We start from the raw sequence: 15,011 nt of genomic DNA, 5'->3' as shown, positions 1-15,011 counted from the left end.
CTACCCGCCGCGGCGGTGGAGCAGGGTGACGCCGTCACGACGGGCCACCACCCGGTACCCGTGCACCTTCTCCGCCGCCGCGAGCTCCGCCTCCTGCTGCTCGACCGGGTAGGGCCAGTGGCCGGGCTTGTACGGCCAGGACTCCGGGGCCTCGCGGTCGTACACGATCCACTCCGCGGTCGGCGGCGGCAGCCGCTCGCGGTCGTACCGGTACAGCTCGCCGGCCACCGGGAACGTCGGGAAGACGACGACCGTGCACCGCGAGGTCAGCTGCGGGGCCAGCCGGTTCGACGCGGCGACCGTCGCGCCGTCCGGGATCCGCTCAAGGAGCGCGCGGGCCGCCTCGATGTGCGGGGTGGTCCGCCAGGTCGCCCGCTGGGCGAGCTGCGCCAGCGGGAACGACGGGAGCATGACGACGGTCACCGTCAGCACCGTCGCCAGGGACGCGCGGACGTCGCGCGCCGCGTCCGGCCCACCGCGCCGCCGCCGGCGAGCGAGTACGTCGACCAGCCCGGCGAACACCACCGGCATCAGGATCGCGCTGTAGTGGAACGAGGTCCCCCAGTGGAAGCCGTTCTCCGACACCATCCGCCACGCCAGCGTCGGCGCCGCGATCAGCGCCAGCGGCGAGCGCAGCGCCAGCAGCGCCGACGGCGCGAACACCAGCACCAGCGTCATCGCCTTCACGTCCGGCCGCAGCACGTCCAGCGGAGCGTGCGCCAGCGTGGAGAGCAGCGAGCCGTACCCGTCGGCGAGGTTGCCGCCGTGCGCGTACCCCCCGCCCGGGTTGAACGCGGGCAGCAGCAGCTTGATCTCCACCGCCGAGCCGATCAGGCCGGCCGCCGCCGTCACCAGGCCCAGCCGCCGCGGCCCCTTCAGCGCGATGTACCCGCCGACCGCGGCCAGCGTCACCCCCAGGTCCTCCTTGACGAGCAGCAGCGGCGCGGACCAGGCCACCGCCGCGCCCCAGCGGCGCCGTCCCAGCGCCTCCAGGGCGAAGGCCAGCAGCGGTACGGCGAGCGCCACCTCGTGGAAGTCGAACGCGGCGGCCGAGGCGATGCCCCAGCTCAGCCCGTACCCGGCGGCGACGGCATGCGCCGAGCGCCGCCCCAGGACGCGCAGCGCCCAGCGGGCGAGCGGCACGACGGCGAGGGCGAGCAGCGCGGACTGGGCGACCAGGAGCAGCAGCGGGGAGGACCACAGCCGGTAGAGGGGCGCGAGGACGGCGACCAGCGGGTGGAAGTGGTCGCCGAGGAGGTTGAAGCCCTCGCCGCGCAACGGCGCGACAGGGGCGCGTAGTTCGGCGTACGCGCGGACGGCCTGCTCGAAGATGCCGAGGTCGTACCCGGTGGTGCGGAGCAGGGCGTGGCGGCGCACGGCGACGGTGGAGTACAGCACGCAGAGGGCGAGGGCCCACGCCCAGGGGAGGAGAGGGGCGGCAGGGTGAGGACGGGACGGTCGTGCTTCCGCGGCGGGAACGGGCACATGACGACGCCGAATGTCGGTGATTGTCCGCATATGGCTGGATGCTAGGGCGGACGACCACCGATTCCGGGGACGTCAGTCGGTGCGTGGCAGGCGTGCGTGAGAGGCGTGGATGGAAGGTGTCCGTGCCAGGTGGCCGGCTCAGGCCGTCGCGGAGAGCGCGCCGAACAGTACGCCGAGCAGCGCGCCGCCGATCATGAACGGCCCGAACGGGATGTGGGACTTGCGGTTCGCCTTGCGCAGCAGCACGAGCCCGAACCCGTACGCCCCGCCGAACAGGAACCCCGCGAACGCGCCGGCGAACAGGATCCCCCAGCCGTACCAGCCGAGCAGCACGCCGAGCGAGAGCGCCAGCTTGACGTCGCCGAAGCCCATGCCGTTGGGGTTGATCACGAACAGCAGGAAGTACGCGGCGCCGAGCACCAGTCCGCCGAGCAGCGCGTACGCGAAGGACCCCGCCGCGCCCGGCACCAGCGCGGCCGCCCCGAGGAGCAGCGGCGCGGCCACGGCGAGCGGCAGCGTCAGGTGGTCGGGCAGCCGGTGGACCCGCAGGTCGACGACGGCGAGCAGGACGGCGAACGGCGCGCACAGCAGCCAGACCGCCAGCTCGGGCCGGAACCCGGTGGCCGCGGCGAGCGCGGCACACGACAGAGCGGTGACGACGGGGATCGCGGGGTTGGTGCGCAGCGGCGGTACGGGCCGGGGCGCAGGCGCGGCCTCCTCGCCGTCACCCTCCTCGCGGGCCTCGTCGGCGGGCAGTTCCGCACCCGCCTTCCCGCCCGCGGCGACCTCCGCGTGCACCGGCCGCCGAACCGGGGCGGCCACCGCGCACACCTGGCACTTCGTCCCGCCGAGCCAGCCGCGGGCCGGGCCCATGAGCGCATGGCCCTCGGGGCACTCGCCGCGCCACGCCTCCTCCGGCTCGACGGAGAGCCGGTACGCGGCGCGCGGCACGAGCAGCCCGGTGGCGGCGCCCCAGAGGGCGGCGACGGCGATCAGCGTGACGTACACGCTTCGACCCTACGGGGCGCCCCGGGCCCGGTCTTGGGCCCAGGGGCCCACTGGAGGCGGGTACGGGGCCCAAGTCACGGACCGCGGACGGGGCGCTACGGTCTTCGACCATGGCGAAATGGCGCAACGGCAAGGGCACATTGACCGTCCAGGGACGGAACGAGGCGATACCGGTCGAGATCGCCGCGTCGTACGGCACGCGCCGGCGCGGGCTGCTCGGCCGCGACGGCCTCGAGGGCGCACTGCTGATCACCCCGTGCAACAGCGTCCACACCTTCCGGATGAGGTTCACCATCGACGTGGCGTACCTGAACCGGAATCTGGAGGTCGTCGCGGTGAAGACGATGAAGCCGGGCCGGATGGGCCGCATCAGCCTGCGCGCCCGGCACGTCCTGGAGTCGGAGGCGGGCGCGATGGAGGCGTGGGGGGTACGGCCGGGGGCGAGGCTGAGCATCGAGGCGTAGGGGACGGGGGGATGGGCCGGCGGCCCCTCCCCGTCGTTCTCCCTACTCCCTACTCGCCACTTCTTCAGACTCCCTACTCCCTACTCCCTACTTCTTCAGCTTGTTCACCTGAGCCGTGACGATCGCCTCCGGGATCTTCGGCGTCGCGGGTCCCTCGAAGTTGGCGGTGTAGAAGGTCGCGACGGTCGGGCCCTGGCGGACGACCTGGAAGACCAGCGGCACCGGCGCGCCCTCGAAGTCGGCGGTGAGCTGGTACGTGAAGCTGTCGTCGCCGATCCGCTGCCCGGGCAGTTCCTTGACGCCCTTGTACGTGGACGGGCCCGAGGCGCTGCGGGTGGTGAAGCCGCCCTGGCAGGCGGTGGCGGCGGCGCGGAGCCGGGAGAGCACGGTCGCGGCGCTCGGCCCGTGACTGGTGAGGTACTCGGAGACGGCCGGCTTGAGGTCCTTGTTGGCGCCGGTGAGCTGGCGGTAGGCGGCGGCCGAACCGGTCGGTTCGGGCTGCCCGTTGAGAACCGAGATGAGTGGGGCGCACTCGGGCTTCTCGGCGATCTCGCCCTCCGGCGGCGGGGCGTCCATAGGACCGACGTTGAAGCCGGGGACGTCGGCGGCGACGAGCATCGCCTTCTCCAGCTCGGCCTTGGCCAGCGGCTTGCCGGCGGGCGCGACGGACGACGGCGTGGGCGAGGGCGCGGCCGGCGGGGCCGTGGCGCTCGGGGTGGGCTTCTGCTCGGCGACGCTCTTGCCCTCGTCCTTCTTTTCACCGCCGTCGCCCTCGCAGGCCGTGGTCAGCCCGAGGGTGAGCGCGGCGGCGACTGCCGCCGTGGTGAGCCGTGCGATCCGTCGTCGAGTCATGTACCGCACGCTAACAAGGCGGATCGGGCCGGAGCATGGGCCCGAGGACCCATTGCGGTGCGGTCGGCTACGGCGGTCCGGAGCCGAGCAGGCTGAAGGCGCCGAACGCCCCGGACGCGAGCGCGAGCACGGCGACGACGGCCACCCGGCCGCGTACCGGCAGCCGGACGAGGGCGACGGCCGCGGGCAGGAGCAGCCCGAAGGCGGGCATCATCAGGCGCGGCCGGGAGCCGAAGTACGCGGCGCCGATCAGGGAGATGACGACGACGGCGATCGTGTAGACGAGCAGCGGCAGCGGCTGGCGCTGCCGTACGCAGAGCACGAGCACCCAGGCGACGAGGGCGAGCGCGGCGCACAGGCCGAGCGCGGCGAGCGGCGGCTGGTCGGCGATGAAGCGGGCGAGTGCGACGCCGCCGTCGATGCTGTTGCCCCAGGCGGCCTGGACGTCGAAGTAGGCGGTGACGCTGCCGCGGCGGACACCGACGTACACGACGTACACGAACCAGCCGAGCGGCGCGAGGAGGGCGCCGGCGGCGACGGGCAGGCGCAGCCGCCGTTCGCGTACGACGGTGACGACGGCGGTGATCCCGATCGCGGCGACCAGGGCGGCGGCGGAGGGGCGGGTGAGTCCGGCGAGGGAGCAGAGCAGTCCGGCGAGGACCCAGCGGTCGCGCAGGACGGCGTGGAGGGACCAGGCGGCGAGGGCGGTGAAGAGGCTCTCGGTGTACGCCATGGACTGCACGAACGCGGTCGGGTACACCCCCCACAGCACGGCCAGCGCGATCCCGGCGGGCCGCCCGGCGACCTGCGCGCCCACGGCGTAGATCCCCCAGGCCGCGGCGAAGGCGGCGACCCAGGCGAGGACGAGCCCGGCGGTCGCGGCGTCGAACGGGGACACGGCGGCGAGGGCCCGCTCAAGGGCGGGGAACAGCGGGAAGAACGCGAGGTCGGAGTGTACGTCCCCGTTCGGCAGCGTGACCTCGTACCCGTACCCGTGCTCCGCGATCCGCACGTACCAGACCGCGTCCCACCGCCCCTTGAGCCGGTGCAGCGCGTCCTCCCCCTGCACGGCCGCGGCCACGGCGAACACCACCATCCCGACCGCCCGCACGGCGGCGTAGCCGAGGAGCGCGGGGGCGGCGGCGGTGAGGCGGGCACGGGCAACGGGCAGGAGATCAGACATCAGCGGCGTCGACGACAGCCATTCCCTCGAAGACGAACCGCTCCAGATCCTCGAAATAGTCGGGGAATCCACCGCGCCGTGTCAGCAATTTCACCGTCGTGCCGTGCTCGAGATAGTCGTCGTCGATTCCCACCGAGATCACGCCCACAAGGCGGTCCGCTGCTTCGAATCCGCTCGCGGCTTCCACGGCACAGGCCAGGAACCCACGCGCCCTCGCCACCATTCCGGGCAGGAAGACGTCGCGGTCCTCGTCGAGTCCCGTGGGCGGTACCCACACGTCGTTCACGTCGATCTCGTGACGCGCGACCTCGCCCGGACTCCAGTCGTCCCGCCACCCGTCACCGTGCATGCCCCCGAGGAGCAGCGCGCCGGCGGGACCGGTCTTCCAGCCCTGGTCGACCAGGTCCCGCAATTCCACCGGGAGGTCGCCGTACCCTACGTCCAGCGGCTCACGCCAGAGCGACCGCATCGACGAGTTCATTCTCATGGAGCTTCCATACCAAAGTACTGATACGCCTTCTTGATGGCGCTCTGCGGAACCTGCTTGGCAACCTTGGCCGGCAGCTTCGCCCCGTTCTCCGAGACCCAGCTCCCGTCCACGGGATTGTAGTAGTACTTCGTCGGGTCCGCGCCGCGCCCCATGAACTGCAGATGGATACCGGCTCCGGGCTTCCCGGGATTCTGGTTCTCGATATCGATGCGGAAGGAATTGTCCTTCGCCTTGAACACCGTCTTGCTGTTGATCACCGGTGCGTCCTTGGGCGTGGTGATCGAGCAGGGGCCGGGCGGGGTGTTGTGGACGAGCACGCTGCCGAGGCCGACACCGACGTAGTAGGTGTGCAGGCCCGCGACCGTCAGGTCGTGAGTGGTCTGCCGCTGCGTGAACCTGTCCACGGAGAGTACGGGGACTCGGGTTCCCGACGGCGTACGGAGCAGGTCGCCGGCCTCGATCTCGCCGGCGTCGGCCCAGCGGCGTTCGTCGACGAGCCAGAACGGGTGCGTGTCGGTGGCGGTGACCGTGCCCGTGGAGGTCGTGAGCCTCGTGAAGTCCTTGTCGTCGTGCGTGGTGAAGGTATGTGTCACGGTGCGCAGGGTCGTCAGGCCGGTGACCGGGTCGGTCGCGACGACCTGGTCGCCGAGCCGGACGGACTCGATCGGAACGGACAGGCCACCGGGGACGAGCACCCGCGTACCGGGTGGGAAGCTGTGACTGACGGGACAGGTCGTCGGGTCCGGTTCCTTGTCCTTGTCCTTGGGCGGGTCCTTCTGCTCGGCGTCGACCTTCCTCTTGGCGTCGTCGAGCTTCTTCTGGGCGTCCTTGACCTTCTTACGGTTCTTGATCAGGTCCTTGATGCCGTCGTAGAGATCCCCGCCGTGCTTCTTGAGCTTCTTGATCAGCTCGGCGGCCTTCTTCCACTTCCACGGAGCGCCGTACTTCGCGGCCAGCTTGCCGACGGCACCGCCGATCAGGCTGGTGAGGATGTTGATGAGGGTGTCCGTGCAGGCCCCCATGTCGCCCTTGGTGATGCAGTCGAGAGCGTCGGTGATGCCGAGCTCCTCGGCCAGGATCTTCGCCAGCTCCTTCGCCGCGTCCTTGGCCTTGTCGCCGGCGTCCTTCTCCGCCTTCTGCGCGTCCTGAAGCTCCTTCAGCGCCTTCTCGTAGTCGATCTGCGCCTGAGACTTCGGCTTGCCGCCGTCACCCTTGTCACCGGCCGGCTGATCACCGTTGCCGTTCGCACCGTCGGCCTGATCGTCCGCACCACCACAGTTGTCGCCGCCCGTGGCCTCACAGACCGCGGTCTTGAAACTGCCCGCCAACTCCGGCCCCATATTGGTGGCCAGGAGCGCACCGACGATCGCCACCACGACCACGATCAGACCGACGTACTCCAACGCCCCCTGACCCGACTGCGACTTACGCAGCCCGAACAGACGACTCTTCGTACTCGGCATCACCGCGCGCACGCGACGCCGGACCTTGCGGACACCCCGAGGCAACGACATGGGCCCGACGCTACGGACACCTCCCCGCAGAATCATGGGCCCAGAGGCCCAATGCGGGCCTCAACCCGCGCCTGGGCGCGCGTCCTGTTGCGCCTGCTCGTCCACGTTGCGTTGCTCAGGCGAGGCGGCCGGCGGCACGGCGCAGGCCTGCGGCCATCCCGGCGGCGTTCTCCCGGAAGTACCCCACCTGTTGCATGAAGGTGAGCTCGGAGGGGACGAGGACCAGGAGTGTCGTCAACATCGCGTGGATCGCGTGCAGTTGTTCGGAGGTGACGACGACCGTGACGGACCCTTCGGCGTCCCCCTCTGAGGGGGCGAGCAGCTCGACGAGGTCCGCGCCGCCCGGCCCGAGCGCCAGGTCCCGCCCCGGCCCCTCGGGGAGGAGCGAGCAGAACGCCTGGGCGGACCGGCAGAGCAGCTCGTGCTGCGGGCCGGTCAGCCGCAGCGTCACGCCGCGCCCGTCCGGCGCGGCCTCGACGCGTACGCGATTCACCGGGCCTCCCGGAGAGCCCCGACCAGGAGCCCGGCCAGCTGTCGTACCGTCTCCCGGAAGTGACCGACCCGCTTCACGAAGTCCTCCTCCGACTGCGGCCAGAAGGTCGCCACGGTGAGCAGCATCGCGTACAGCCCGCGGACCTCCTCGAAAGCGAGCGGGAGCGGTCCGGGAACCACGTCGGCGTAGTCCCGCTCCACCTGGAGCGCGGCTTCCAGACCCGCCCGGCCCGGGCCCAGCACCAGCGCCCGTGCGGCCGGGGCCGGCTCCGCGCCGAGGTACGTGATCAGCGCGCGCCGGAGCAGGTGGAACTGCTCCTCGTCGACACCGAACACGTACCGGTCACTGCCGGCCGGGTCATCGCTGCTCCGTGCTTCCAGTTCGGGCTTCATCAGCTGCGCTTGGCTCCCGGGGAGTACAGCCGGTCGAAGTCGGCCTTGGACATCTTGTAGCCGTGGATGTTCTTGCCATTGTTGATGATCACGACACCCTTGTCCTCATCGTAGAGAACGTCCGCCTGCGAACTCGGATTGTTCGGGTTCGGCGGGCGCGGGTCGTGGTGGGTGAACTTCTTGTCCTTGAAGGACGCGAAGTACTCCGCCATCTTCGCCGGGTCGCCGTTGGTGCCCGGGATGATGTGGTCGTCCGCGTTCTTGAGGCGCTGGGCCTTCTCCTCGGGGGTCTCGTTCGGCGGCGCCTGGTCCTTGGACTTGATGCGCTTCACGTTGTAGTCGACGCCGTCGGCGATCTCCACCCCGTACTTGTCGTCGATCTTGTTGAACGCGTCGTCCGTGATGCCGTACTCCGGGTCCGGGTCGTAGTCCGGGTGGTCGCACGGGTCGTTGTTGTGGACGAGGGCGTACTGCGTCCCCAGGCCGACGTAGTACGTGTGGATGCCGGCCACGGACAGGTCGTGGGTGGTCTGCCGCTGCGTGTACCGGTTCACGGCCGTGACCTGGAGCGTCGTACCGGACGGCAGGCGGAGCAGATCGCCGCGCTCGATGTCGCCGGCGTCCGCCCAGCGGCGCTCGTCGACCAGCCAGAACGGATGCGTGTCCGTGGCGGTGACCGTGCCCGCGGACGTCGTGAGCCGCGTGAAGTCCTTGTCGTCGTGCGTCGTGAAGGTACGGGTGACCGTGCGCAGCATCGTCAGGCCGGTGACCGGGTCGGTGGCCAGGACCTCGTCGCCCAGCCGCACCGACTCGATCGGGACCGACAGACCACCGGAGACGAGGACCCGCGTACCCGGCAGGAAGCTGTGGCCGACGGGGCAGGTGGTCGGCTTGTCGTCCGGCTTCTTCTCGTCCGGCTTGCCGTCGGGTTTGCCCTTGTTCTCCTGGTCGACCTTCGCCTTGGCGTCGTCGAGTTTCTTCTGGGCGTCCTTGACCTTCTTGCGGTTCTTGATGAGATCCGTGATGCCGTCGTACAGATCCCCGCCGTGCTTCTTGAGCTTCCCGATCAGCTCGGCGGCCTTCTTCCACTTCCACGGAGCGCCGTACTTGGCCGCCAGCTTGCCGACCGCACCGCCGATCAGACTGGTCAGGATGTTGATGAGGGTCTCCGTGCAGGCCCCCATGTCGCCCTTGGTGATGCAGTTGAAGGCGTCGGTGATCCCGAGCTCCTCGGCCAGGATCTTCGCGAGTTCCTTCGCGGCGTCCTTGGCCTTGTCGCCGGCGTCCTTCTCCGCCTTCTGAGCGTCCTGAAGCTCCTTCAGCGCCTTCTCGTAGTCGATCTGCGCCTGAGACTTCGGCTTGCCGCCGTCACCGGCCGGCTGATCCCCGTTGCCGCCGTTGCCACCGTCATCGGCCCGGTTGTCCGCACCACCACAGTTGTCGCCGCCCGTGGCCTCACAGACCGCGGTCTTGAAACTGCCCGCCAACTCCGGCCCCATATTGGTGGCCAGGAGCGCACCGACGATCGCCACCACGACCACGATCAGACCGACGTACTCCAACGCCCCCTGACCCGACTGCGACTTACGCAGCCCGAACAGACGACTCTTCGTACTCGGCATCACCGCGCGCACGCGACGCCGAATTTTGTGCAGACCCCGTGACAACGACATGCACTCGACGCTACGGACAACTCCCCGCAGAAGCATGGGCCCAGAGGCCCAAAGAGGGTCGCATCCCTCACAGTTGTCTCGAAGCGTGACGGGCGCACCGCGCTCGGCCCAGTCGTCCCCGATCCCCACGCAGGCACCGCAACGAGTCGAGAGGCACCGGCCGACGGCCACGCCGGCGCCCGCTCACGATCCCGCACGAACCGCAGCCCCGCGCCGTCGTCCCGGTACTCGGGCACAGCGATCGTGCGGTCGGGTCGTCCGCGTGCACGATTCAATCGGCCCAGGCCCGGCGCGGACGCCGCGTGCGCCACCAGCGTGCGTCGCCGGGTGCCGCCGGGTCCTCTTCCGTGAGCTCCCGGAAGAGCGCGTCCACCTCGGCGGTCGCGGCCGCCAGCGCCGCCCGGTCCGGCTCCGGGGTCTCGGCGAGCCGGCGTTCGAGGTGGTCCCGGGCGTCCAGGTCCTCCGCGTACAGCTCCAGCAGGTACCGCCCGGCCGGCGGCCAGCCGGCCGCCATCCGCCGGACCAGCCGCTCCCAGATCGTCAGCGAGACCACGCCACGGCCGTCGAAGCCGAGCGCCGAGGCGACGGGCGTCGAGAGCGGTCCCTCGCGGAGGATCTCGTACAGCGGGGTCACCTTCGCGTGGGGGAAGGCCAGGGACGGGTACTCGACGGCGTCGACCGTGTGCACCGGAAGATCGTCCTCGGAGGCGAGGAGCCGGATCCGGGTCAACGTGCCGCCGGAGTCGGCCAGCCACCACGTCTCCGGGTCGGCGCGGTCGTCCGAGTACACCACCCCTGCACCGGTCCGGCCCGCGAAGGCCGCGGCCAGGGCCGGTTCGCCGGCCGTACTGTTGCCGTGCTCGTCCTGTACGTACACGTCGAGGCTCATCGCGATGTCCCCTCGCACGTGGTGGTACGTGCACAGGACGGTCGCGTCCCAGTCACGGGCGTCCTGGTCGCCGTCCGAGAGACAGACGTCCACCTGGTCGACCGGTACCCCGACCACGTCCGCGAGCGCCGCGGCGAGCGCGGCCGGATCGAGACGCCGGCTGATCAGCAGGTTGGCGATCACTAGGGGAAGTTTCCTTCTTTGATCTTCCTGGCCTTTTCGACAGCCGCCGGGTTGTTCTTGAACTTCGGGGCCATCTCCAACTGCTTCAAGGACTTCGGGTCACCCTTCAGCAGGAGCTGGAGCTGGAGCGCCGAGTATCGGGTGTCGGGTGTCGGGTGTCGGGTGTCTGGTGACCGCCGTACCCCTCCGACTTCAGCGTCGACTCGTCCCCGGCATGGAAACCGAGCAACAGCGGCGCCCCCGGACGAAGAACCCGGTGGAAGTGGCGCAGGACGGGGCCGCCGTTCTCCACACGCGCAGGCTACTCAGGCCTCGGGGCGGAATGTGGCCAGTCGATGCGGTGACCGTCCCGTTCCAAGGACTCCTCGACAGCGGGCCAGTCCTCGACCCACTCGGCGCGGACGTCCACCGTGACACCCGGATCTCGGGCGACCCGGATCATCACGCCCATCGCCTCGGGGTGGTCGGCAAGGCGGTCCACGCGTATGTACCCGCCGGCGTCCCGCCCCTCCACGACACGGCCGACGACGCCGTAGCGCGGCACGGCGTGCGCGTACTTGGCGAGGACGGCGGAGCGGTCGACGGTCGCGGTCACACGGAGGGCGGGGCCGGGCGGCGGGCCGGCCGTGGCGCGCTGCCAGGCGGCTGCGACGCCCATGTAGTACCGGCCGTCCTCCGCCGCGGCCGCACGGAGCGCGAGCAGATCAGGCTGACCGTCCCGGTTGGCGGCCTGGATGTCGCGCTCCTGCGCCGCCTGATCCCGGGCGGCCAGGTCCCGGCCCGCCCGCTCGCCGAGCCCGGCCGCGAAGTCCAGGGCAGTCAGCGCGACCTGCGTCGCACCGAGGGAATCGCCTCCGTCTCCGCCTCCGCCTCCGAGAACGACCCCGAGTGCGGTGTGCGCCACGTCGATGGCCTCGGCAGCGAGCTCGTCGAGCTCATCGAGTGCATCGCCCTGCTCGGACATGCCATCGACACTCTCCTGCAGCTCACCGTAGACGCCGCCTACCTCCTCGAAATCCACGGGCCCGGGCTCCCACAACAACTCCATGGCCCGGAACCACGCCTCAGGCGCAGCCCGCCCCGTGGACTCGGCGTACGCCCAGAAGGCAACCGCCCCTGCCCTCTCCGAGCAGGCAGCCATGAAGCCCCTGGCCTGCTCGAAGGAGGCCGAACGGGCGAAGCGCATCACGTCCTCCGAAAGATCCACACTCTCCCCCTCCCTCTCCGATCCAACTCACACCACGTCACCGCAGCTCGACTCAACTCAGCTCAGCTCGACTCAGCCCAACCTCAGCTCGACTCAGCCCAACCTCAGCTCGACTCGACTCGGCTCAGCGCCAGGCTCTCCCACCAGCCCTGCCCGACCGGCGACCACTCCTTCACCTCCGGATCCCGCGGCACTCGACGTGCGTGCCGGGGGCGACGAGCGCCGGCTCGTCGCCGTCCTGGAAGTCGGCGGTCGAGCGGACCGACCCATCCACGTCGGCGCGAGCAGCCCTTCCAGAGCAGTCCTCACGCGATGTCCAATCCGTACGGGACACGGCACGGGCGTCGCTGCCACCACCAATCGCGGGTGCCGATCTCCGTGCCGGGTCCGGTGAGGCGCCCCAGGAACTCACCTTCGTCGACGACGGTGTGGCTTTGGAACAGCGCGTCCAACTCGGCCACGGCAGCGGCGAGCTGGGTCGCGAGGTCGGGCGGGAGGGTGGCCAGGCGGGAGGACAGTTCGTCGCGGCTGCGTAGGTCGTCGAGGTACGACTCGCCGGGGTAGCGGTCGGACGGTGACCAGTCGGCCTCCAGGCGCCGGACCAGGCGCTCCCAACAGTAGAGAAGCCAGCATGCCAGGCGGGTGGGCGAGTTCTGCGTGGAAGCGGTCCCGTCCAGGGCTATGGCCGCCTCGAACGCGTCCGTAACCGGCGTCGGGACGCGTTCCGCGGCGTACGCCTCCGGGAGGCACCGGACGCGTATGCCCGGGAGGTCCGCCACCGGATCCTCGACCGCGTCGACCGTCATGAGCAGGTCCGGCTCCTCCGGGTCGTAGACGCGGGCGCGGGTGCGGGTCCCGTCCGGGCTCATCGCCCAGCACGCGGAGGGCAGTCCCACGTCGAGGGCCTCGCAGAACACGGTCGCCCCGATCGCCGCGGCCAGGCGGGAGGCGGCGGTCTCCTCGTCGGGCGGGTCCGGGACGGCGTCGGTCACGTAGATGCTCCAGGACAACGTCAGGTCGCCGTCGAGGAAGTCGTACGTGCAGAGCACGTCCGCACCCCAGTCACGTCCGTCCGGATCGGCGTCGTGGTGGCCGACGTCGACGCGGTCCGGCGCGACCCCGACGGCTGCGGCGAGTCCGGCCGTCATCACGTCAGGCGCGGGGCGGTGCACCGTGTGGAATTCGTAGTCCGTCGTCATGGGGGAATCCGATCGTTCGCGGTCTCGGTCCTGAATCGACCATAGAACCCGGCGACGACACGGCCGGAGTTGTCCACAGCTCAGCTTTTGCCCACTGCCTCGTTATCCACAGGGAATGCGAATTCGGTGACGTGGATGGATCGTTGACAGCATGCGCGAACTCGACCTCACGGTGATGGCCAGGGGCGGAATCCTCCTGACCGCATGGGCTCTGGACGCCGGCGTCCCACCGAGCAGCCTCCGCGCCGCCCTGCGCGCGGAGGGCTGGCAGCAGCTGTGCCGGGGCGCGTGGGCCGTGCCGGGGAGAGAGGTGGACTGGAGGACCAGGGCCATGGCGATACAACTGCTCACCCCGGACCTCGTATGCAGTCACCGCACAGCAGCGGCGGTACTGCGCATCGAACGACTGACTGCGGAGCCGGCGGACTCGGCAGACTCGGAAACACTCGAGTTCGTACACCCGCGCCGCTCCGTCGCCCGGCCCGGTGTACGGGTCCACCGCGTGCCTGGGCTCGCCGGACGGGACCACGTGGTGCGCAGGGGCCTGCGGGTGACGACGCCCGCCCGTACCGTCGCCGACCTCATGCGCGCCGCCCGCTGCCGCGAGGAGGCGGTGGTGCCGGCGGACTCGGCCCTCGCGCGGCGCGTGATCAGAGGCGTACGCCGCGACGCGCTGGTCGGCGCGGAGGGGGTGGCCGCCGAGCTTCGGGCCCGCCGGCCCGGCGCCCCGGCCGCCCGCCGATGGCTGCGCCTGGCGGACCCGGGCGCAGGCTCGCCCGCCGAGACGGTGGCCCGGCTCCACCTGCACGACGCGGGCCTGCGCCCGGAGTCCCAGCCGGTACTCCGCACGGCGAGCGGCCGCGCGATGCGACCGGACTTCTACTTCCGCGCCGCGGGGCTGGTCGTGGAGATCGAGGGCTACGCCTTCCACGGCACCCGACACGCCCATGAACGCGACATCCGCCGCTACAACACCCTCGCCGGCTGCCACGGCGTCCGCAGAATCCTCCGCTTCACGGCAACGGAGGTGTTCGGCAGGCCGGAGGAGGTGATCGCCGCGATCAAGGGCGCCCTAAGGGAGCTGTCGGGCGAGGCGACCACGTGAGGCGCGGGTCCTGTGGCTTCAGGGGGTGGGGGTTGCCGGTGGGCTTCTGGTGCGGCCGCCCTCTTCCCGAGTGTGGCCCCTGGAGGCACCGCGTCAAGGGCGCTCCTCCGTCGCGTCGCTTCGCGATTCCGCTTGCGCTCCACCCTTGACCCGGCACCTCCAGGGGCCTTTTCACACTCGGAGGGCGGCCGGGGGTGAGGGTCCGCGCAGGGGGCGCCGATGTTCCTGGCCGCCGTAGGCGGCTGGCAGGTGGGTACGCGCCAGTTGAGTGGGGCGCCCAATGCCGTCTCGGCGCCTGGAAGGCCGGTGGGCGACGGCGTCCATGCCCGGCTGGTCATTGCCCGTGGGGGGGAAAAGAGAAGGCGGTACATGGGGCGGGCAACGATGGGGCCACCCCAGCCGCCAGTCACAACACCCCCACCCCCGGAAAGAGCCCCTGGGGCCGACGGGATGCCCTTCGTGTGCTCCCAACACCCTGGAGCGATACGCGAGTGGCAAGACGAGACCAATGTGACTCACGAGTCCGCGCGACCCGCTCCACCGCACCGAAACGACAGACGTCGACTCCCGCTTGGGAGGGAGTCAGGGGCAGGCACGCCGCACCCCCGGCGTCACACAGGCAACACCCGCCCCGGCCGTGACGGGCTAGAGGGACGAGAGGGCGTCGAGATTGTCGTTTCGGTGCTCTCAACGGACTGCGGGGGTACGGGGGTGACGGGACGAGACCCGTGTGACTCATGAGGCTTCGCGCCTCGCTCCACAGCACCGAAACGTCACATTCCCCCCGGCCCCGGCCCGTCTGTCTTCGCTCCCCACGGACAATGACCAGCCGGGCATGTACCGCACCCCACGACGGCCTGGTCGCCGCCGA

14 protein-coding genes are annotated in these 15,011 nt (G+C 70.8%); 2 read left to right on the top strand and 12 right to left on the bottom strand.

The features are described from left to right. Both ABZO31_RS21470 and ABZO31_RS21465 read right to left on the bottom strand, forming a co-directional pair. Positions 1–1,398: a DUF2079 domain-containing protein gene (locus tag ABZO31_RS21470; RefSeq protein WP_406862859.1), complete on the bottom strand. Its 1,398-nt coding sequence runs from the start codon at positions 1,396–1,398 to the stop codon at positions 1–3. A gap of 228 nt (positions 1,399–1,626) precedes the next feature. Continuing rightward, positions 1,627–2,496 (bottom strand): prepilin peptidase, encoded by an 870-nt coding sequence (locus ABZO31_RS21465; RefSeq protein ID WP_406862858.1) that lies wholly within the window; start codon positions 2,494–2,496, stop codon positions 1,627–1,629. 110 nt (positions 2,497–2,606) lie between these two features. Here ABZO31_RS21465 and ABZO31_RS21460 point away from each other — a divergent pair, with 110 nt between their 5' ends. Then, a complete protein-coding gene (locus ABZO31_RS21460; protein WP_406862857.1) occupies positions 2,607–2,960 on the top strand; it encodes a DUF192 domain-containing protein in 354 nt (117 codons plus the stop codon). 87 nt (positions 2,961–3,047) lie between these two features. On the opposite strand, the gene ABZO31_RS21455 is transcribed toward ABZO31_RS21460, so the two are convergent. The 10 genes from ABZO31_RS21455 to ABZO31_RS21410 form a co-directional block, all read right to left on the bottom strand. Next, a complete protein-coding gene (locus tag ABZO31_RS21455) occupies positions 3,048–3,812 on the bottom strand; it encodes a hypothetical protein (RefSeq protein WP_406862856.1) in 765 nt (254 codons plus the stop codon). Between the two features lie 67 nt (positions 3,813–3,879). After that, positions 3,880–4,995 (bottom strand): hypothetical protein, encoded by a 1,116-nt coding sequence (locus ABZO31_RS21450; protein ID WP_406862855.1) that lies wholly within the window; start codon positions 4,993–4,995, stop codon positions 3,880–3,882. Next, positions 4,988–5,476, bottom strand: coding sequence for a hypothetical protein (locus ABZO31_RS21445; RefSeq protein ID WP_406862854.1), 489 nt, complete (start codon positions 5,474–5,476; stop codon positions 4,988–4,990). Before ABZO31_RS21445 ends, ABZO31_RS21450 begins: the two co-directional genes overlap by 8 nt. Before the next feature lie 2 nt (positions 5,477–5,478). Then, on the bottom strand, positions 5,479–6,999 hold the full coding sequence (locus ABZO31_RS21440) for a polymorphic toxin-type HINT domain-containing protein (RefSeq protein WP_406862853.1): 1,521 nt from the start codon (positions 6,997–6,999) through the stop codon (positions 5,479–5,481). A gap of 115 nt (positions 7,000–7,114) precedes the next feature. Further along, entirely contained in the window at positions 7,115–7,492 is a 378-nt protein-coding gene (locus ABZO31_RS21435; protein WP_406862852.1) for a hypothetical protein, read from the bottom strand. Beyond that, positions 7,489–7,884 carry a hypothetical protein gene (locus ABZO31_RS21430; RefSeq protein ID WP_406862851.1) on the bottom strand — a complete coding sequence of 132 codons (396 nt, stop codon included), beginning with the start codon at positions 7,882–7,884 and terminating at the stop codon, positions 7,489–7,491. Before ABZO31_RS21430 ends, ABZO31_RS21435 begins: the two co-directional genes overlap by 4 nt. Next, entirely contained in the window at positions 7,884–9,446 is a 1,563-nt protein-coding gene (locus tag ABZO31_RS21425) for a polymorphic toxin-type HINT domain-containing protein (RefSeq protein WP_406862850.1), read from the bottom strand. Before ABZO31_RS21425 ends, ABZO31_RS21430 begins: the two co-directional genes overlap by 1 nt. 382 nt (positions 9,447–9,828) lie before the next feature. After that, positions 9,829–10,629: a hypothetical protein gene (locus ABZO31_RS21420; RefSeq protein ID WP_406862849.1), complete on the bottom strand. Its 801-nt coding sequence runs from the start codon at positions 10,627–10,629 to the stop codon at positions 9,829–9,831. 301 nt (positions 10,630–10,930) lie between these two features. Further along, complete coding sequence (locus ABZO31_RS21415; protein ID WP_406862848.1) at positions 10,931–11,836, bottom strand: hypothetical protein; 906 nt, start codon at positions 11,834–11,836, stop codon at positions 10,931–10,933. Between the two features lie 305 nt (positions 11,837–12,141). After that, positions 12,142–13,035 carry a hypothetical protein gene (locus tag ABZO31_RS21410; protein WP_406862847.1) on the bottom strand — a complete coding sequence of 298 codons (894 nt, stop codon included), beginning with the start codon at positions 13,033–13,035 and terminating at the stop codon, positions 12,142–12,144. Positions 13,036–13,186: 151 nt separating this feature from the next. Here ABZO31_RS21410 and ABZO31_RS21405 point away from each other — a divergent pair, with 151 nt between their 5' ends. Then, a complete protein-coding gene (locus ABZO31_RS21405; RefSeq protein WP_406862846.1) occupies positions 13,187–14,140 on the top strand; it encodes a hypothetical protein in 954 nt (317 codons plus the stop codon). Positions 14,141–15,011: the final 871 nt, after the last annotated feature.

Source organism: Streptomyces solicamelliae (assembly GCF_045348655.1).
GTDB classification, from domain to species: Bacteria; Actinomycetota; Actinomycetes; order Streptomycetales; family Streptomycetaceae; genus Streptomyces; species Streptomyces solicamelliae.
This window is presented reverse-complemented; position numbering and strand designations above follow the sequence as displayed.

Bases quoted from the DNA above. Each gene is read 5' to 3' on its own strand.
- ABZO31_RS21460 (WP_406862857.1), top strand. From the start codon at position 2,607: ATGGCGAAATGGCGCAACGGCAAGGGCACATTGACCGTCCAGGGACGG.
- ABZO31_RS21455 (WP_406862856.1), bottom strand. From the start codon at position 3,812: ATGACTCGACGACGGATCGCACGGCTCACCACGGCGGCAGTCGCCGCC.
- ABZO31_RS21450 (WP_406862855.1), bottom strand. From the start codon at position 4,995: ATGTCTGATCTCCTGCCCGTTGCCCGTGCCCGCCTCACCGCCGCCGCC.
- ABZO31_RS21445 (WP_406862854.1), bottom strand. From the start codon at position 5,476: ATGAACTCGTCGATGCGGTCGCTCTGGCGTGAGCCGCTGGACGTAGGG.
- ABZO31_RS21440 (WP_406862853.1), bottom strand. From the start codon at position 6,999: ATGTCGTTGCCTCGGGGTGTCCGCAAGGTCCGGCGTCGCGTGCGCGCG.
- ABZO31_RS21430 (WP_406862851.1), bottom strand. From the start codon at position 7,884: ATGAAGCCCGAACTGGAAGCACGGAGCAGCGATGACCCGGCCGGCAGT.
- ABZO31_RS21410 (WP_406862847.1), bottom strand. From the start codon at position 13,035: ATGACGACGGACTACGAATTCCACACGGTGCACCGCCCCGCGCCTGAC.
- ABZO31_RS21405 (WP_406862846.1), top strand. From the start codon at position 13,187: ATGCGCGAACTCGACCTCACGGTGATGGCCAGGGGCGGAATCCTCCTG.